We start from the raw sequence: 18678 nt of genomic DNA on the forward strand, positions 1-18678 counted from the left end.
GTGTTCAGGGCAGCTCCGGCAGGTCCTCCGCGTACAGCAGGGTCAGTTCCTCGGTGGTCGGGTCGGGCAGCTGGGCGACGCGGCTCGCGTGACGCTCCACCATCGCCTCGAACGTCTGCCGGGCGGTACGGCCGTTGCCGAACGCAGGGCCCTTCGGGATCTCGGTGAAGTACTTCAGCAGCGCCTCGGACGCCCCCGGCGCCAGCCGGTACTCGTGCTCGTCGGCCTGCTGCTCCACGATCCGCAGCAGTTCCTCGGGACCGTAGTCGCCGAAGGTGATGGTGCGGGAGAAGCGGGAGGCCACACCGGGGTTGACGGACAGGAAGCGTTCCATCTCCGCGGTGTACCCGGCGACGATCACCACCACCGCGTCCCGGTGGTCCTCCATCAGCTTCACCAGCGTGTCGATGGCCTCCTTGCCGAAGTCCCGCCCGGCGTCCTCCGGGGACAGCGCGTAGGCCTCGTCGATGAACAGCACACCGCCGCGCGCCCGTTCGAAGGCCTCCTGGGTGCGGATCGCCGTGGAACCGATGTGCTCGCCGACCAGGTCGACCCGGGACACCTCCACCAGGTGGCCCTTCTCCAGCACGTCCAGCGAGGCGAGGATCTCGCCGTAGAGCCGGGCGACCGTCGTCTTGCCGGTGCCGGGGGATCCGGTGAAGACCAGATGCCGTTTGACGGAGGCCGCCTTCAGCCCCGCCCGCTGCCGGCGCCGGCCCACCTCGATCATGTCGGTCAGCGCCCGCACCTCGCGCTTGACGCTCTCCAGGCCCACCAGGGCGTCGAGTTCCCCCAGCACGTCCTTCGGGGTGCGCTGCGCCTGCTCCGGCTCGACCGCGGCGACCGGCTGCTGCTCCGCCGCCCGCTGCCCGGGGAAGGAGCCCAGCAGCCCGGCGGTCTGCGAAGCCGTCTGCACGGCCGCCTCCCGGGCCGCGGGCGCCCGCGGCCCGCCGCTCTCGTCGCTGGTGCAGTCCTCCACGACCGGCCCGGTCCCGGTCCCCGCGTCCGGGCCGCCCTCGGCGAACTCGTACCCACCGCGCGCACACCGCTCCGTGCGGCACCTGCGCAGCGTCGTACGGCAGCCGTCGATCACATGGAAGCCGTAGCCGCCGCTGCCGGTGACCCGGCAGTTCAGGAAGCTGCCCCGGCCGCCCGCGGAGACGTAGAAACCCGCCTCGGAGGGGGAGTCGACCGTGCAGCGCTCGATGGTCGGGTCGGCGCCCTTGGTGACGATCACACCGGTCTGGGTGCCGTCCAGGGTGCAGTTGTCGAGTGTGCCGCCGCTGCCGTGGTCGCGGAACCAGGCACCGGTGGCCGCCTCTTTGATCCGGCAGTCGTCCAGCTGCGCGGTCGCCCCGTCGCTCACCGACACGGCCGTGTTGCGCACCTGCGACAGATCGCTGTCCACGACGTCCGCGCGCGAGCCGCGGTCCAGCACGAACAGCGCGTCCGGCACGTCGTGCACCCGGCAGGAGTCGAGCACGGCGGTGGCCCCGTCGCTCACCCACACCGCGGGATAGTCGCCGGTGCTGTCGAAGATCTCGCACTGGTGGGCGTCCACCCGGGTCCCCGGGTCCCACACCGACAGGCCGTTGCGCCCGAACTGACGGACCGTCGTCCGGGTCAGTGTGAGCACCGAGCGGGAGCGCAGGTCGACCGCGTTCTCCGGGATGTCGTGGAGGCGGCAGTCGGCGAGCGTGAGCACCGCGTCGGTGTCCAGGGTGATGCCGTCGGCGGTGGTGCGGTGCACATCGCAGTCGGTCAGCTGCGCGGTGGCCCGCTGGGTGACCTGTACCCCCGAGCCGCGCACCTCGTAGATCTCGCAGCCCACCGCCTCCAGCGAGGAGTTCTCACCGGTGACCGTCACTCCGGTGCCGGAGGCGTGGTGCACCCGGCAGCGCTCCAGCCGCGGATGGGCCCCGCCGCGGACCGCCACGCCCGCCTGCCCGGCGGCGACGACCTCGCAGTCCTCGAACACCCCGCTGCCGCCGTCGAGTACGGCGATGCCGATGCCGGCCGGGTTGTCGACGGTGCACCGGCGCACGGTGGGGCGGGCGCCGCCGCGCACTTCGATGCCGACGGCGGACCGGGTGACGATCCGCACGTCCATCAGCTCGGGCGTGCCCTCCTCGACCAGCAGCGCCGGCGCCGCCGCGTCCTGGCCCTCCACGTGCACGTCCTGCACGACGGCCGAGGCCCGCACGGTCAGCGGCACCCCGTCCACGGGCGCGATCCGTACCGAACCGGGGGAACCCTCGGGCCCACGGAGCGTCACCGCCCGCTGGACGACGAGGTTCTCCCGGTAGGTGCCGGGGGCGATGGTGAGGACGTCGCCGTCGGCGGCGGCCTCCAGGGCGGCGGCGAGCGAAGCGTACTCACCCGTGCGGCGCCGCCACCGCGACGTACCGGTGTGCGTCACCTGGACCGTGCCCTGTGCCATGGCGTTGCTGTGCCCCCACCTCGTCGTACTGATGGCTCGCTGTCCGTCGGGGCGCGGCCGCCGGTGCCCGGCCGTGACCGTGCCCGGTCCCGGCGGTGTGAGCGCGTCCGCGCCCCGGTCACCCGCGCGCCCCGGGGTTCACGCACCCGCGGGTTGTCGCCGAAAGCGCTTCGGCCGGTCCACCGTAGCGTGTGCGTGCACGCCGAGTTGACCAGAGCCGGAAGGCCGTCAGCTGCCGGTGCCCGCCTTGCCCCAGTCCGGGCCCGCCCGCTCCCAGGCCTGGTCCCAGCGCGCGTACCGCCTGCGGACCAGGCGCCAGACGGTGATGCGCCGGCCGGTCTCGACCAGGCCCGCCGTCAGCAGGGCGGCGCCGAACCCGGCGAGCACGGCGTGCGTCGTCGCCGTGGCGGAGTCCAGCGGACGGGTCGTTATTCGTCCGTGCGGGTCGGTCCAGAGCCTGAAGTGGTCCCCCCGGTGCGGGGTCTTGAGGTCGGCGAGGACCGGGCCGTGCTGCCGGGTGCCGTCCGGCGCGGTCCAGTCCGCGAGGACGCGGCTGCGGGCCTCGCGCGCGGAGCTGGTGTCCGGGTCGGTCTCCGGCACGGCCCCGCCCAGGTCCCGCACCACGGTGGCGGTGACCAGGTGGCGGGCGTGCTGCTGCTGCCGCACCGACCGCTGGAGCGAGTCCTGCGCGGCGGCGCCGACCAGACAGCCGGTCGCGGGCGCGGCCACGGCGATCAGCAGCAGGGCCACGAGGGCCACCCAGGCCTCGGCCAGATCCGTCGCACGGCACAATGGATTGTGCCGCCAGCGCCACAGCCCGCTGAGAGCTCGCATGTCCCCACCCCCTTCCGGTCCGTCATATCCCCCGGCGCCGGTGCTCGCCCCCGGACCGGACCGGGAGAGAGCGACGTCACGTCCGCCGCGGTACCCGAAGCACGCGGCCTCTCACGAATTTCTCACGCTCCTTCAACGAGCGGGACGCGTCCCCCGGTTCCCGGTCCGCCGGATCATCACGCGACTGCTTCGCGCGCCGGTTCCCACTCCAGTACGCGTACCGGGTCGCCGACCCTGATCGTGCCGGGGGAGAGCGGCACGAGGTTCTGACCGAACAGCAGCCTTCCGTCCATCCGGCGGTGGCGGGCCAGGGTGTGCAGCGGTTCCTTGCCGCGGACGGCCGTGGTCTGGTCGGTGGTGGTCACGACACACCGGCCGCTGGGCTTCGCGGCCCGGAAGACCACCTCACCGACGGAGATCCGCGTCCAGCGGTCCTCGGCCCAGGGTTCGGTGCCGGCGACGACGACGTTGGGCCGGAACCGGTTCATGGGCAGCGGCCCCTCAGGGGCGTGCGGGCCCTCGGCGATCAGGGAGTTCAGGGCGTCCAGCGAGCCCAGCGTGGTCACCAGCAGGGGGTAGCCGTCGGCGAAGCTCACCGTCTCGCCGGGCAGTGCGTAGGCGGGGTCGACCGGGCGGCGGGTGGCCGGGTCGTCCATGTGGACCAGGCGGACCTCGGCCCCCAGATAGGAGCTGCACCAGGCGTGTGCGGCCGCGTCGGCCGGGACCCCCTCCACCTTGGTGCCGAACACGTTCAGCGGCACGGTCTGCGCCGGCTCGGGCACCGCGACCGTCAGCGGCGCCAGACCGGGCGCGGACAGACGAACGCCGCCGCCGGCCAGAGGCTCGGCGGCGGCCAGTGCGAGGCGCGGCTCCTCGCGCTGAGTGACGACCTTTCCCCCGTCGTCGATCAGCGTCCAGCGTCGGTCCCCGGCCAGGCCCCAGGGCTCCACGACGGCCTCCCGGGGCGACACGCCCCGGAACGCCTTGACCGGATGGACATGGATCGACTCCACTTCAGCGTTTCCCATGCCGTCCATCGTGCCAGGCGGCACCGACAGCACGGGTCCGCCGTCAGTAGCCGCGGTACTGCTGGTTGTTGTACGGGTCCTGGTAGGGAGCCGGCGCGGGGCGCGGGGCGGCCGGGCGCATGGCCTCGTACCCGTTGCCCGGGGCCATCGGCCGCTGCGGCTGCGGGGCCTGCGGACCGGGGTAGCCGCGCGGAGCGCTCGCCTGCTGCGGGATGTACGCCGTGGGCGCCTGCTGCAGCGGGGCGGGCTGGGGTGTCTGCGGGTAGCCGTAGGCCGGGGCGGGGGTCTGCTGGGCAGGGGCCGCCGGCAGGGCGGGGAGGGCCGACGGCAGGGCGGGCAGGCTGCTGCCCGTGTCGTAGGCGGCGGGGACCCGGATCGGGGCGATCTGCGGGGTGCCCCGCTCGGCCACGAGCGAGTCGTAGATCGGGGTGTCCGGGAAGGAGGCGGAGTAGTAGCCGCCGCCATAGGTGGAGCGGGGGGAGGTCATGGCACATAAGTTAAGCCCACGATGTGCTGGTTGGGGAGACCGATAAGAGGGTTGTTTTCCGTGTCGGCAGGTGCTGGGGATCCCCAATCCGAGCGAACTTGGCAAAAAGGGACGCGGATCGACGTTTGGATCGTGTAAAAGCCGAGTTCCTCTCGGGTTACCGGCGGTTGACCGGCGATCTTCCTGTGCCGTTCATGGGCGTGCGCTGTCCCCGGGAATAGGTTGTACGGGTAGGGATCACACGGGCCGGGACGACGCGGACCGCAGGACGAAACCCGGAAGTGGAAACCCGGAAGCCGACACGCGATGGGGGCGGACATGTCAATGCCGAAAGGATCGAACACGCCGGTGCCGACCACGGCGCTGCGCGTCGAACTGGGCTGGCGCTCCGGCCCCGGGGTACCGGACGCCGACGCCTCGGCGCTGCTGCTCGCCGCCGGAAAGGTCCGCTCCGACGGGGACTTCGTCTTCTACAACCAGCCCGCCCACGCCTCCGGCGCGGTGCGCCACGAGGGCAAGCGGACGGCCGGCGGACGCGTCACCGACACCCTGCTGGCCGACCTCACGCGCGTGGAGGGCGCCGTCGAACGGATCGTCCTGGCCGCCTCCGCGGACGGCGGAACCTTCGGCCAGGTCCCGGACCTCTACATCGAGGTGACCGACGCGGCCTCGGGGCAGGTGGTCGCCCGCTTCGACAACACCGGCGCGACCGTGGAGACGGCCTTCGTACTCGGCGAGTTGTACCGCCGTCAGGGCGGCTGGAAGTTCCGCGCCGTCGGCCAGGGATACAGCAGCGGACTCGAAGGCCTGGCGACGGACTTCGGCATCACCGTGGACGAACCGCAGCGCCCCGCACCGCCCAGCGCCGCCGCCCAGGCCGCCCCGCCGCCCCGCCCCGCCACGGCCCCGGCGCCCCCGTCGGCTGCCGTCCCGCCTCCGCCCTCCCCTCCGGCTGCCGTCCCGCCACCGCCGCCCGCGGCCCCGCCCGCCCCCGCCGCCCAGCCGGTCCGGCTGTCCAAGGTCACCCTCACCAAGGCGGCCCCCTCGGTCTCGCTGGCCAAGCAGGGCGGCACCTCCGGCGCGATGCGGGTGAACCTCAACTGGCAGATGCGCACACAGTCCACGGGCTGGGGCCGCTGGGGCGGCGGTGGCGACGTCGACCTCGACCTGTGCGCGCTGTACGAACTCACCGACGGCCGCAAGGGAGTCGTACAGGCACTCGGCAACGCCTTCGGCTCGCTGCACCGGCCGCCGTACATCCACCTCGACGGCGACGACCGCACCGGAGCCGTGGCGACCGGCGAGAACCTCACCATCAACCTCGACCACGCACAGGACTTCCGGCGCATCCTCGTCTTCGTGACCATCTACGAGGGCGCCCGCTCCTTCGCCGACCTGCACGCCACCGTCACGCTCCAGCCGCAGTACGGCGCCCCCATCGACTTCTCGCTGGACGAGTGCACCGTCGCCTCCCCGGTGTGCGCGCTCGCACTGATCACCAACACCGGCGGCGACCTCCTCGTCCAGCGCGAGGCGCGGTACCTGGTGCCGGAGCGCGGATCGAGCCCCCAGCGGACCATGGACCGCGCCTACGGCTGGGGCATGAACTGGACGCCCGGCCGCAAGTGAGCCGGGCTCAGCCCTCCTCGGGCACCGCGTCCGGGCGGGCGTAGGTGCGGCCCTTCCAGGCGGCCCCGCGCCCCCGGTAGTGCTGCACGGCGGAGTCGACCGTCATCAGCAGGTACAGCAACGCGGTGAACGGCAGGAGCGGAGCGAGCCACAGCGGCTGCCGGTAGTAGCGCAGCATCGGCACGTACGTTCCCGCCATCACCGCCCACGCCGCCGCCCCGGCGAGCGCGGCCGCCGCGCCGCCCCCTGCCGCGCCCACCGCCACGGCGGCCGGCGGCACCAGGTACACCAGCGCCAGCCCGGCGACCGTACCGAGCAGCAGCAGCGGGTTGTGCCGCAGCTGGGCGTACGCGCTGCGCGAGACCATCCGCCACAGGTCGGCCAGCCGCGGATAGGGGCGGACGCTGTCCACCCGGTCGGCAAGCCCCAGCCAGACACGACCGCCCGAACCCTTCACCGCGCGCGCGAGCGCCACATCGTCGATGACGGCGTGCCGGATCGCCTCCGGGATGCGCGCCTTCTCGGCCGTCTCCGCGCGCAGCAGGACGCAGCCGCCCGCCGCCGCGGCCGTGCGCGAACCCTGCCGGCCGATCCACCGGAAGGGATACAGCTGCGCGAAAAAGTACACGAACGCCGGGACCACGAGCCGCTCCCACAGGCTCGCCACCCGCAGCCGCGCCATCTGCGACACCACGTCGAAGCCCCCGGTGCGGGCCGCCGCCACCAGCTCCCGCAGACTGTCCGGCCCGTGCGCGATGTCCGCGTCCGTCAGCAGCAGGTACTCGGGAGCACGCGCGCGTGCCAGCCCGATGCCGTACCGCACCGCCCACAGCTTGCCCGTCCAGCCCGCCGGCGGCTCACCCGGCGACCCCACCGTGAGCGGCAGCCCGCCGTACCGCCGGGACAGTTCCCGGGCCAGCTCCCCGGTGCCGTCCGTGCTCCCGTCGTCCACCAGGAAGACCTCCGCCCGCCCCGGATAGTCCTGCGCCAGCAGCGAGGGCAGACTCCCGGGCAGCACGGCCGCCTCGTCACGGGCCGGTACGACCACACAGACCGACGGCCACTCCTCCGGCTCCCGGCGCCGTGGCAGCCGGACGTCCGTGCGCCAGAAAAAGCCCTGGCCGAGCAGCAGCCAGCACCAGGAGACCAGTGATACGACGGTGATCCACAGGAAGGCGCTCACGGCCGCAGTCTGCCCCACCCGACCGGGCCGCGAGGCCGCATCGTCTATCGTGGCCGGGTGAAGATCGCGCTCATGGACTCCGGAATCGGCCTGCTGGCGGCCACCGCCGCGGTACGGCGCCTGCGGCCCGACGCGGATCTCGTGCTCTCCCTGGACCCGGACGGCATGCCCTGGGGGCCGCGTACCCCCGAGGACGTCACCCGGCGTGCGCTGGACGTCGCCGAGGCCGCCGCGGCCCACCGGCCCGACGCGTTGATCATCGGCTGCAACACCGCCACGGTGAACTCCCTGCCCGCGCTGCGCGCCCGCCTGGAGCCCGGTATCCCGGTCATCGGCACCGTCCCGGCGATCAAGCCGGCCGCGGCCGGCGGCGGACCCGTCGCCATCTGGGCGACCCCCGCCACGACGGGCAGCGCCTACCAGCGCCGCCTGATCGAGGACTTCGCCGGTGGTGTGCGGGTGACCGAGGTGCCGTGCTGGGGGCTCGCCGAGGCCGTCGAGCACGCGGACGAGGCGGCCATCGACGCGGCCGTCGCCGCGGCGGCCGAACTGACACCCGACGATGTCACGACCGTGGTCCTGGGCTGCACCCATTACGAGCTGGTGGCGGAACGTATCCGTGCCGCCGTCCAGCGTCCCGGCGCCGCCCCGCTGGTGCTGCACGGATCCGCCGGAGCGGTGGCCGCCCAGGCCCTGCGCCGGCTCGGCGAGCTGCCCGCCCCCGAGGCCCCCGCCGAGGGCACGCTCACGGTCCTGCTGAGTGGCCGGCCGGGCCCGCTGCCCGCGCCCGCGCTGCACTACGCCGAGGGGCGGCTGCTGCCGGCTCCCGGCCCGCTCGCCGACCGAAGCTGACACCGACCGCACGGTGACCGTCCGGCGCGGCCCGGGCCCACGTCTGGGCCGCCCGGAGGAGTCACCCTGCGCGAGCGGCTACCCGCGCAGCGAAACCTGAGTAACCTCATAAACATGAGGCACCACCCCGACGCCGACGACAATCCGCACCCGGACGTCTGGACGGGACGCGCCACCAACCGGGTCCAGTGGCTGCTGGCGCTGGCCGGCGCCGCCTGCCTGGCCCTCGGGATCGAGCTGGCCGTCGACTCGGCCTGGACCTCCGGTATCGCCCCCCTGGCGATGTCCGTCGTGGGCTGCATCGCGGCCGGTCTGCTGGTTCTCTTCGGCACGCTCGCCTTCGTGCACGTCGACCTCAAGCTCGACAAGGAGTGCGTCGAGGTGCGCTGCGGACACATGGGGCTGCCGCGCCGCCGCATCCCGCTCTCCCACGTGGCCGGCGCCGACTTCACCGCCCTCGTCACCCCGCGCCACTGGGGCGGCTGGGGCTACCGCTGGCGCCCCGAGAAGGGCACCGCGGTCGTCGTACGCCGTGGCGAGGGCATCGTGCTGCGCCTGTGGGACGGCCACACGTTCACCATCACCGTGGACGACGCGGAGTCGGCGGTACGGGCCATCAGGGACCGCCTGCGCACGATCCGCCCCGGCACAGCCGGCTGAACGGCCGCCCTCGGACCGCCGCCCCCCTGTCACGGTTCCGCGGCGACGCCCGCCCACGGCCGGGCCGTGGCCCAGCCGGCCAGGAGGGCCGCGCCCGCCGTCACCGTCGTGAAGCTCAGGGCGTTGCTCACACAGGCGAGGGCGGCCAGCGCGGTCAGGGTGGTGCCCGCGGTGATGGCGATCGGTGTGGAGCGGGGGCTGCGCCACAGGGCGTACAGGACCCAGCAGAACACGGCGACCAGCAGCAGCACCCCGACCAGACCCTGCTCCGCCGCCTGCTGGAGCGGGGCGGAGTGCGGTGTGCCCTCGGCCGGCAGGGCCGGCGCTGCCGCGGGGCGCGGCTCGCCGAAGCGGCCGGGGCCGATCCCCAGGCCGCTGTGCCGGCCCGCCAGTCCCAGGGCGTCCCGCCACAGCCGCACCCGGTGTGCGGTGAACCGGCCTTCGAGCGCCCCGGTGAGGCCGTCGGGCAGTACGTCGGCGGCGGTCGCCCAGATCGCCGCCGCCGGCAGCGCCGCCGCCACGACCGGCGCCGCCAGCCATGCGGCCCGGCGGCGCGCCGCTCCCGCGGCGAGCGAGCACAGCAGGACGGCCAGGCCGGCCGCGCACCCGGCCGAGGACCCCAGCGCGGCCGCGGCCGCCACGACGGCGCAGGCCAGCGCGCGCAGCCCGAGCCGGAGGGCCGGTACGGCCGTCGCCCAGGCCGCACAGCACGCGGCCCCGGTGGCCAGCGCCAGCAGCGCGGCCGTCGCTCCGGCGTGCCCGAGCGGGGCGGCGTACCAGGGACCGGGGGAGAGGCCGGGCAGCGCCACGGCCAGGCCGAGCCCTGCCGCCGCGCCGGCGCAGGGCGCCGCCACCGGCAGCAGCGCGCCGGAGACCCGGCCCGCGGCATACCCGCCGGCCACGGCGAGCACCGCGAGCAGCATGCCCTCGGGCCGTCCGCCGTGGGCCGCCGCGGTGATCAGCGACCACCCGGCGCAGGCCCCCAACAGGATCATGCCCGTCCCGTCGGAAACGTTTCTTCGCGTGTTGTAGGCGTCCGCACCGTACGCACCGGTCGCGGATCCCGTCCCCGTCGACCCCACCCGTCGCCCCTCGTACCCGGTCCCCCGACCTGTGGCAGGCCACGGCCGCGTGCCGGGTCCGGCCACGCCGCCGAAGCTGGGCACACCGTAACGGCTCATGAGCGGTTTGGGCACGAGGCGCGGAGGAACGCCGCGATTCCGGCACATACCGGCGGCCTTTCCACCCGGGGGCACCGTTACCGGTCCGGGGCAGCGCATCCGGCCGGCGGTGCCCGGGAACGGGCGCCCACCAGCGACAACCGCCGCTGTTCCGGCGCCGGACCGTGCTGTCGGGGGTAAGGCCGACCGCCGTACACTCACCCGGGTGACCGTCACCGCAACTTCCGTGGACCAGCCGGACCAGCTCCAGCCGCGCCCCGCCTCCGGCGCGCGCGGCGGCCGGCTGCTGCGCCTGGTCCCGGCCGCCGCCTCCGCGCTGTGCGGAGTGCTGCTCTACGTCAGCTTCCCGCCGCGCGCCCTGTGGTGGCTGGCCCTGCCCGCCTTCGCCGGCTTTGCCTGGGTGCTGCGCGACCGGAGCTGGAAGGCCGCCCTCGGCCTCGGCTACCTCTTCGGGCTGGGCTTCCTGCTGCCGCTGCTGGTGTGGACCGGCGTGGAGGTCGGTCCCGGACCCTGGCTGGCGCTGGTCGTCATCGAGGCGGTGTTCGTCGCGCTGGTCGGCGTGGGCGTCGCCGCCGTCTCCCGGCTGCCCGCGTGGCCGGTGTGGGCCGCGGCGGTGTGGATCGCGGGCGAAGCGCTCCGCGCGCGCGTGCCCTTCGGCGGCTTCCCCTGGGGCAAGATCGCGTTCGGTCAGGCGGACGGCGTCTTCCTGCCGCTCGCCGCGGTCGGCGGCACCCCGGTGCTCGGCTTCGCGGTCGTCCTGTGCGGATTCGGCCTGTACGAGGCCGGGCGGCTGGTCGCGGAGCGGCGCCGGACCCGGACCGTGCGGCGGGCCGCCGGGGCCGCCGCGCTGCTGAGCGTCGCCGTACCGGTGGCGGGCGCGGTCGCGGCCCGCGCGCTGGTGAGCGATCAGGCGGAGTACGGCACCGCCACCGTGGCGGTCATCCAGGGCAACGTGCCGCGCTCCGGGCTGGCGTTCAACGCCCAGCGGCGGGCCGTGCTCGACTACCACGCGCGCGAGACGCACAAACTCGCCGCCGACGTCAGGGCGGGCAAGGCCGCCAAGCCCGACTACGTCCTGTGGCCGGAGAACTCCTCCGACATCGACCCGTTCGAGTACCCGGACGCCGCCGCCGTCATCGAGCAGGCGGCCAAGGACATCGGCGTGCCGGTCTCCGTCGGCGGAGTCGTGGAGAAGGACGGCAAGCTGCTCAACGAGCAGATCCTGTGGGACCCGGTCAAGGGACCGACGCAGACCTACGACAAGCGGCAGATCCAGCCCTTCGGAGAGTTCCTTCCGCTGCGCTCGCTCGTCGGAGCGATCAACAAGCAGTGGACCGACATGGCCCACCAGGACTTCAGCCGGGGCACCAGGCCGGGCGTGTTCGACATCGACGGCACCAAGGTCGGCCTGGCCACCTGCTACGAGGCCGCCTTCGACTGGGCCGTGCGGGACACCGTGACGCACGGGGCGGAGATGATCTCCGTGCCGAGCAACAACGCCACCTTCGACCGCAGCGAGATGACCTACCAGCAGCTCGCCATGTCCCGCATCCGCGCCGTCGAGCACAGCCGCACCGTGACCGTGCCGGTGACCAGCGGCGTCAGCGCGGTCATCATGCCGGACGGGCGGATCACCCGGAAGACCGGCATGTTCGTGCCCGCCTATCTCGTCCAGAAGGTGCCGCTGCGCACGTCCACCACACCCGCCACCGAGCTGGGCATCCTCCCGGAGATCGCCCTGGTGCTGGCCGCCGTCGGCGGGATCGGCTGGGCGGTCGGCTCCGGACTGCGTGCCCGGCGCGCCGGTGACGCGTAGCCGTACGACCCCTTGACCCGGCGGGACGCGGTGCTTCGGCCCGTTAGGGTCGGCGCATGGCTACTCCCGAATTCATCCGCACGCTCAGGGCCTCCGCCGGCCGGCAGCTGCTGTGGCTCCCCGGGGTCACCGCGATCGTCTTCGACGACGAGGGCAGGGTCCTGCTCGGCAGACGGACGGACACGCGCAAGTGGTCGGTGATCGGCGGCATCCCGGAGCCGGGCGAGCAGCCCGCGGCCTGTGCCGTGCGGGAGGTCTTCGAGGAGACGGCGGTGCACTGTGTCGCCGAGCGGGTCGTCCTGGTCCAGGCCCTGGAGCCGGTGACCTATCCCAACGGTGACACCTGCCAGTACATGGACATCACCATCCGCTGCCGGGCCGTGGGCGGCGAGGCCCGGGTCAACGACGACGAGTCGCTGGACGTCGGCTGGTTCGAGGTGGACGCGCTGCCCGAGCTGCACGAGTTCGGGCTCTTCCGGATCAAGCAAGCCATGTCGGAGGCACCCACATGGTTTGACCCTATGACTGCCGGCTGAAGTATGGGTCGTCACCATATGTGGGGACCATCGGGTGCCGCTTAGGGTCGGCGCATGACCTCGCCCACCCCCCTGCCCGGTCCCGAACCCCGATCCCAGGGCCTCGCCCTCGACCTCGACGGCCGCACCGCGCTCGTCACCGGTGCCGCGAGTGGCATCGGCCGCGCCTGCGCGCTGCGGCTGGCCGCCGCCGGGGCCGAGGTGCGCGCCGTCGACCGGGACGCGGCCGGCCTGGCCGAGCTGGCCCAGCAGGCGGAGCGGGCCGGCGGCCTCGCGGGCCCCGTCGTACCGCTGGTCGTGGACCTCACCGACCTGGACGCCGCCGAACGCGCCGCCGCCGGCACCGATGTGCTGGTCAACAACGCCGGGCTGCAACTCGTGCGGCCCATCGAGGAGTTCCCGCCCGAGGTGTTCCACACGGTGCTCACCGTGATGCTGGAGGCACCCTTCCGCCTCATCCGCGGCGCCCTCCCGCACATGTACGCGCAAGGCTGGGGCCGGATCGTGAATGTGTCCTCCGTCCATGGTCTGCGCGCCTCGGCCTTCAAGTCCGCCTATGTGGCCGCCAAACATGGCCTCGAAGGCCTGTCCAAGACGACCGCGCTCGAAGGCGCCGCCCACGGTGTGACCTCGAACTGTGTGAACCCGGCCTATGTGCGCACACCACTGGTCGAGAAGCAGATCGCCGACCAGGCGCAGGCACACGGCATCCCCGAGGAACGTGTGCTGGCCGAGATCCTGCTGAAGGACAGCGCCCTGCGGCGGCTCATCGAACCCGAGGAGGTCGCCGAGGCCGTGGCCTACCTGTGCAGCCCGCAGGCGTCCTTCGTCACCGGTACCTCCCTCGTCCTGGACGGCGGGTGGACGGCCCACTGACCGGTCCGGCGAGGCCGGCACCGGTCCCCGCTCAGGCTCCGGTTCCCGCTCCGGCTCCGGCCCCCGCTCCGCCGGTTCCCGCTCCGGCTCCGGTTCCCGCTCCGGCTCCGGGAGTTATCCACAGGCCTGCCGGGGCGGGTGGCCGATACGGAATCCTGTGACCATGTCCCGCGATCACCTGCAGTCGGCACCGAGCGGCAGCGCCGAGGCCCCGTACCTCGACCTGCTGGCCCGCGACGCCTCCGTGGAGGCCTACGAGCAGCCCGTCCTGCTCGCCCGAGCCGCGGGCGAGCCCGCCGACCGGATCGCCGCGCTGGAAGAGGCCAGACTGCGCGCCCTGCGCGTCCGCGCGGAGCTGGAGGGCCGCAGACGGCGCGAGGCGGAGCTGTCGGCGCTCTTCGAGACCGCACACGACCTCGCCGGGCTGCGCGACCTGGATGCCGTCCTGCAGGCGATCGTGCAGCGCGCCCGCTCCCTGCTCGGCACCGACGTCGCCTACCTCAGCCTCAACGACCCGGTCCGCGGCGACACCTACATGCGGGTCACGGAGGGCTCCGTCTCCGCCCGCTTCCAGCAGCTGCGCCTCGGCATGGGAGAGGGGCTCGGCGGGCTCGTCGCCCAGACCGCACGGCCGTACGTCACCGACGACTACTTCCAGGACGGCCGTTTCCAGCACACCCGCGCCATCGACGCCGGTGTCCGCGACGAGGGCCTGGTCGCCATCCTCGGCGTCCCCCTGATGCTCGGCCCGCACGTCATCGGTGTCCTCTTCGCGGCGGACCGGCGTGCGCGGGTCTTCGAACGCGAACAGATCGCCCTGCTCGGCTCCTTCGCCGCGCTCGCCGCGGCGGCCATCGACACCGCCAACCTGCTCACCGAGACCCGGGCCGCGCTGGCCGGCCTGGAGCGCGCCAACGAGATCATCCGGGACCGCAGCGCCGTCATCGAGCGCGCGTCCGAGGTCCACGACCGGCTCGCCGAGCTCGTCCTGCGCGGCGGCGGGGTGCACGACGTCGCCGCCGCCGTCTCCCAGGTCCTCGACGGAACCGTCGGATTCACCGAGGCCGCCGCGGCGCCGGCCGAGGCACTGGAGGCGTCCCGGGCCGAGGGACACGCCGTACGGCACGGCAGCGACTGGATCGCCGCGGTGGCCGCCGGCGGGGAACTCCTCGGCGCGCTGGTCCTGCGCGGTCATCCTGGCCTCGACCCCGTCGACCAGCGCACCCTGGAGCGCGCGGCGATGGTCACCTCCCTGCTGCTGCTCGCCCGCCGCTCCGCCGCCGAGGCCGAACAGCGCGTCCGCGGCGAGCTGCTGGACGACCTGCTCGACGCCCGCGACCGCGACCCCCGCCTGCTGCGCGAACGCGCCGGCCGCCTCCAGGCGGACCTGGACGCCACCCATGTCGTCCTCGCCGCCCGCCTCGACGGCCCGGCGGCCGACGCCGACGAGGAGGCCGCGGCCCGCCGCCGGTTGTGGTCCGCCGCGTCCCACCTCGCGGCCACCCGGCACGGCCTGGCCGCCGCCCGGGACGGCGGCACCGTCCTGCTGCTGCCGCTCGCCGCCCGGGACACCGCCACGGAGGTGGCCCGCCGCACCGCCCGCCATCTGGGCACGGCCGTCCACCAGCCGGTCACGGTCGGTGCCTCGGCACCCGTCACCGACCTCGCCGTGCACCCCGAGACGGTGGCCGCCGCCTACGCCGAGGGCCGCCGCTGCCTGGACGCGCTCCACCTGCTGGGCCGGGCCGGGGACGGTGCGGCGGCCGAGGACTTCGGCTTCCTCGGCCTGCTCCTCGCGGGCGAACGGGACATCGCCGGCTTCGTCGAGCGGACCATCGGCCCGGTGGTGTCGTACGACGAGCGGCGCGGCACGGAACTGGTGCGCACCCTGGACGCGTACTTCGAGGGCGGGATGAGCCCGGCGCGCACCAAGGACGCGCTGCACGTCCACGTGAACACGGTGGCGCAGCGGCTGGAACGCGTGGGCCGCCTGCTCGGCGCGGACTGGCAGACCCCCGCCCGGGCCCTGGAGATCCAACTGGCCCTGCGGCTGCACCGGCTGGCCGCACCGGGACGGCGCTGACCGGCCCCGTGCGGAAGCCGGTCAGCGCGGCGGTGGTGACGGCGTCGGTCAGACCGTCCGCGCCTCTGCGGCCGGCGCCGTCCCGGAGGTCTCCTCGTCCTCACCGTCGACCTGTGCGAGATCCCGATGCCGCGTCTCGCGCGAGACGGCCACCGCGACCAGGGTCAGCACGGCGGCGGCGATCACGTACAGCGCGATCGGGGTGGAGCTGTCGTAGTCCGAGAGCAGCGCGGTGGCGATGAGCGGGGCGGGCGCACCGGCCGCCACGGAGGCGAACTGGGCGCCGATCGACGCGCCCGAGTACCGCATCCGGGTCGCGAACATCTCGGCGAAGAACGCGGCCTGGGGGGCGTACATGGCGCCGTGCAGCACGAGCCCGACGGTCACGGCCAGGATCAGGTACCCGAACGAACCGGTGTCCACCAGCGCGAAGAACGGGAACATCCACAGCCCGACACCGGCCGCGCCCAGCAGGTACACGGGCCGCCGCCCGACCCGGTCGGACAGCGCGCCCCAGGCCGGGATGACGGCGAAGTGCACGGCGGAAGCGATGAGGACGGCGTTGAGCGCGGTCTGCTTGGAGACGCCGGCCGAGGTGGTGGCGTAGACGAGGATGAAGGCGGTGATGACGTAGTAGCTGATGTTCTCCGCCATCCGGGCGCCCATCGCCACGAGCACGTCCCGCCAGTGGTACCGCAGCACGGAGACGAGCGGCAGCTTCTCCTCCGCGCCGTCCCGCCGCGCCTCGGCCCGCTCCAGCGCCTCCTTGAAGACGGGTGATTCATCGACAGACAGACGAATCCACAGGCCGACGAGCACGAGCACCCCGGAGAGCAGGAACGGGACCCGCCAGCCCCAGGTGCCGAAGGCGTCCTCGGACAGTACGGCGGTGAGCAGCGACAGCACACCGGTCGCGAGCAACTGCCCCGCCGGCGCGCCCGTCTGCGGCCATGACGCCCAGAAGCCGCGCCGCCGCGCGTCCCCGTGCTCCGACACCAGCAGGACGGCACCGCCCCACTCGCCGCCGAGCGCGAAGCCCTGCACCAGCCGCAGCACGGTGAGCAGCACCGGCGCGGCGGAGCCGACGGTGGCGTGCGTGGGCAGCAGCCCGATGGCGAACGTGGCCCCGCCCATCAGCACGAGGCTCAGCACCAGCAGCTTCTTCCGCCCCAGCCGGTCACCGTAGTGCCCGAACACGAGCGCCCCCAACGGCCGCGCCGCGAACCCCACGGCGTACGTCAGGAACGACAGCAGCGTGCCGACGAGCGGGTCCGAGTCCGGGAAGAACAACGTGTTGAACACCAGCGCGGCGGCCGAGCCGTACAGGAAGAAGTCGTACCACTCGATGGTGGTCCCGATGAGGCTGGCCGCGACGATTCTGGGGAGGCTGGCGGGGGGAGGGGGAGCGGTGGTTCCGGAGGCCATGTGCGCCACTTCCTCGTGTGCGGTGGGGACGGGTACGTGTCGGCACACCGTAGAAACATGCAGGTCAGGCGCACATGTGGTGGAACACCATAGTTCCGGGGGTAGCTATGCGCGCGGCCACCATGCCAGCTCGCGGAAGGGCGGTTCAGGGGCTCGAAGGTGGTCGAAAACGAGTGCTGTCCGGGACGCGCAGTTCGGGATGATTTGATGGTGCGGTGCTGACTCCCGTGCTGGTTTGGTGCTGACTATGCTCCGTTGAACTCGGACATCTGGGGTTGATCGACTCAGAGTCGTTGCGTAAGAGCTGCCCGGCCTCAGAGACCGAGCCCGACCTCGCTGCTCAGCCTCTGCGGGCATGGGCAAGGCGCTGCGCCTGAACGCGGTGCGCGTTCATCCCAGCACGTTCTTCGTCTCCTGGTGGTGCACGGCGCACTTGGCTCTGACCAGTATGAATGCCAGTTTTCAAGACAGGGAGAGCTGGCTCTGGCCCGTACAATGTCCGGATCTTGATCGTGAACTGGGCGAGGCCGGAGGCGGAGAGGGGCTCGCTCTGGATCAGGCGTGATGCGCGAAGCCAGTGGACCACGCGATCTTCTTGAAGTCGTCTACCAAGTGGTGCTGACCTGCGGTGATGTTGCTGGAACACCTCTGACCTGGGCTGATCCGTCTTTCTGGGCTCCACGCTCGTGCCCGGCTATGCAGTCGAATGGCCCCGAGCGGGGTGGTGCCTTCCTTGCACCGGCGGCGTGCTGATGGGCACGCACCGCCGTGGAGCCCACGGACACATCCCAGTCGATCCGGCTGGCGGCGCCCTCAGCAGCCTGTACCCACGACGGCAGCATCTGCCAGGTCCCATCCGCCGACCAGCGACGATGGCGCTTGTAGACCGTCTCCCACGGCCCGAACCGCTCCAGAAGATCCCTCACTGCACCCCCGTACGGACCCGGTAGATCACCGTGGGTGATCGCTCCACCGGCCCCCACGCGCCACCACATGGTAGAACGACTTCAGCCGATCCCACTCCGCGTTCGTCGGGTCTCCGTGTCCCATGCGGCCAGCCTGCCCCCAACGCCCCCGCTCACGGAGGGAGACCCGGGAAACAGCGCCTAAAGACCAGCTGGATTGGGAGTGCAGGTCATGACGGTCGCAGTCGTGCTGGTGGCGAGCGAGGAGGACGTGGAGTCAGTACTCCGGTGGGTGCGGCTGTCGTGTACGGAGCAGGGCATTTATTTGCCCGCGCTGGCCAAGATCGCGCAGCTGAGCGCGCCTACCGGATCAACCGTGCCTCGGTCCACCGCATTTCCTGCCCGACGAGCGGTTCGTGAACCGCGACGGGATCGCCCACACGATGCAGGTCGACACCAATGAAGCCGCAGACGCGGTGCGCCGGCTGGTGGCCGAAGGGCTGTTCGTGGGGCCGCGCGGGCAGTACGTGAACGAGTACAGCGCCGAGCAGCAGCACCGGCGCATCCATTGAGCCCCGTGCCGTGAAGTCCTCGATCGTATCCGGGAAGCCGTGTGATTTCGCGGGACTAGACTCGTCGAGACGATGCATCAGGATCTTCTGTGCCGGATCCAGTGACGCGTGGTCGCGAAGCGCCGAGGGATGTGGGGAGGCCCGGCACCATTGTTGGGTAGGTGGTGGGGC

16 protein-coding genes and 1 pseudogene are annotated in these 18678 nt (G+C 73.1%); 9 read left to right on the top strand and 8 right to left on the bottom strand.

Annotated features, from left to right (window positions below; genetic code table 11):
• Positions 1-4: 4 nt before the first annotated feature.
• From ACZ4U1_RS19235 to ACZ4U1_RS19250, 4 genes are all read right to left on the bottom strand, one after another.
• On the bottom strand, positions 5-2440 hold the full coding sequence (locus tag ACZ4U1_RS19235) for a right-handed parallel beta-helix repeat-containing protein (RefSeq protein ID WP_467904592.1): 2436 nt from the start codon (positions 2438-2440) through the stop codon (positions 5-7).
• A gap of 228 nt (positions 2441-2668) precedes the next feature.
• Positions 2669-3274 (bottom strand): Rv1733c family protein, encoded by a 606-nt coding sequence (locus ACZ4U1_RS19240; RefSeq protein ID WP_467904593.1) that lies wholly within the window; start codon positions 3272-3274, stop codon positions 2669-2671.
• Between the two features lie 176 nt (positions 3275-3450).
• Positions 3451-4302, bottom strand: coding sequence for an MOSC domain-containing protein (locus tag ACZ4U1_RS19245; protein WP_467904595.1), 852 nt, complete (start codon positions 4300-4302; stop codon positions 3451-3453).
• Between the two features lie 43 nt (positions 4303-4345).
• Positions 4346-4789, bottom strand: a complete 444-nt coding sequence (locus tag ACZ4U1_RS19250) for a DUF6643 family protein (protein ID WP_467904596.1) — start codon at positions 4787-4789, stop codon at positions 4346-4348.
• 324 nt (positions 4790-5113) lie between these two features.
• On the opposite strand from ACZ4U1_RS19250, the gene ACZ4U1_RS19255 reads away from it, so the two are divergent.
• Positions 5114-6418 carry a TerD family protein gene (locus ACZ4U1_RS19255; protein WP_467904598.1) on the top strand — a complete coding sequence of 435 codons (1305 nt, stop codon included), beginning with the start codon at positions 5114-5116 and terminating at the stop codon, positions 6416-6418.
• Between the two features lie 7 nt (positions 6419-6425).
• Here ACZ4U1_RS19255 and ACZ4U1_RS19260 read toward each other — a convergent pair whose 3' ends face one another.
• Complete coding sequence (locus ACZ4U1_RS19260) at positions 6426-7619, bottom strand: glycosyltransferase (RefSeq protein ID WP_467904599.1); 1194 nt, start codon at positions 7617-7619, stop codon at positions 6426-6428.
• Positions 7620-7658: 39 nt separating this feature from the next.
• Here ACZ4U1_RS19260 and ACZ4U1_RS19265 point away from each other — a divergent pair, with 39 nt between their 5' ends.
• Complete coding sequence (locus tag ACZ4U1_RS19265) at positions 7659-8453, top strand: glutamate racemase (protein ID WP_467904600.1); 795 nt, start codon at positions 7659-7661, stop codon at positions 8451-8453.
• A 114-nt stretch (positions 8454-8567) separates the two neighbouring features.
• The gene (locus tag ACZ4U1_RS19270) at positions 8568-9113 is read left to right on the top strand and encodes a hypothetical protein (protein WP_467904602.1); all 546 of its coding nucleotides are present in this window, start codon (positions 8568-8570) and stop codon (positions 9111-9113) included.
• A gap of 29 nt (positions 9114-9142) precedes the next feature.
• Here the strand turns inward: ACZ4U1_RS19270 and ACZ4U1_RS19275 are convergent, their stop codons facing one another.
• A complete protein-coding gene (locus ACZ4U1_RS19275; RefSeq protein ID WP_467904603.1) occupies positions 9143-10108 on the bottom strand; it encodes an O-antigen ligase family protein in 966 nt (321 codons plus the stop codon).
• A 391-nt stretch (positions 10109-10499) separates the two neighbouring features.
• Between ACZ4U1_RS19275 and lnt the strand changes: the two genes are divergently transcribed.
• From lnt to ACZ4U1_RS19295, 4 genes are all read left to right on the top strand, one after another.
• Positions 10500-12110, top strand: coding sequence for an apolipoprotein N-acyltransferase (lnt, locus tag ACZ4U1_RS19280; protein ID WP_467904605.1), 1611 nt, complete (start codon positions 10500-10502; stop codon positions 12108-12110).
• Positions 12111-12166: 56 nt separating this feature from the next.
• Positions 12167-12646: an NUDIX hydrolase gene (locus tag ACZ4U1_RS19285; RefSeq protein ID WP_467904606.1), complete on the top strand. Its 480-nt coding sequence runs from the start codon at positions 12167-12169 to the stop codon at positions 12644-12646.
• Between the two features lie 54 nt (positions 12647-12700).
• The gene (locus ACZ4U1_RS19290; RefSeq protein WP_467904607.1) at positions 12701-13522 is read left to right on the top strand and encodes a 3-hydroxybutyrate dehydrogenase; all 822 of its coding nucleotides are present in this window, start codon (positions 12701-12703) and stop codon (positions 13520-13522) included.
• A gap of 163 nt (positions 13523-13685) precedes the next feature.
• Positions 13686-15605 carry a helix-turn-helix domain-containing protein gene (locus ACZ4U1_RS19295; protein WP_467904609.1) on the top strand — a complete coding sequence of 640 codons (1920 nt, stop codon included), beginning with the start codon at positions 13686-13688 and terminating at the stop codon, positions 15603-15605.
• Positions 15606-15653: 48 nt separating this feature from the next.
• On the opposite strand, the gene ACZ4U1_RS19300 is transcribed toward ACZ4U1_RS19295, so the two are convergent.
• Positions 15654-17030, bottom strand: coding sequence for an MFS transporter (locus tag ACZ4U1_RS19300; RefSeq protein WP_467904610.1), 1377 nt, complete (start codon positions 17028-17030; stop codon positions 15654-15656).
• 355 nt (positions 17031-17385) lie between these two features.
• Here ACZ4U1_RS19300 and ACZ4U1_RS19305 point away from each other — a divergent pair, with 355 nt between their 5' ends.
• On the top strand, positions 17386-17595 hold the full coding sequence (locus tag ACZ4U1_RS19305; RefSeq protein ID WP_467904611.1) for a hypothetical protein: 210 nt from the start codon (positions 17386-17388) through the stop codon (positions 17593-17595).
• 163 nt (positions 17596-17758) lie between these two features.
• On the opposite strand, the pseudogene ACZ4U1_RS19310 reads toward ACZ4U1_RS19305, so the two are convergent.
• Positions 17759-17965, bottom strand: a pseudogene (locus ACZ4U1_RS19310) (transposase); the annotation flags it as partial.
• Between the two features lie 386 nt (positions 17966-18351).
• On the opposite strand from ACZ4U1_RS19310, the gene ACZ4U1_RS19315 reads away from it, so the two are divergent.
• The gene (locus ACZ4U1_RS19315) at positions 18352-18507 is read left to right on the top strand and encodes a hypothetical protein (protein WP_467904612.1); all 156 of its coding nucleotides are present in this window, start codon (positions 18352-18354) and stop codon (positions 18505-18507) included.
• The last annotated feature ends 171 nt before the right edge of the window (positions 18508-18678 follow it).

The organism is Streptomyces sp. NPDC028928 (assembly GCF_055564915.1).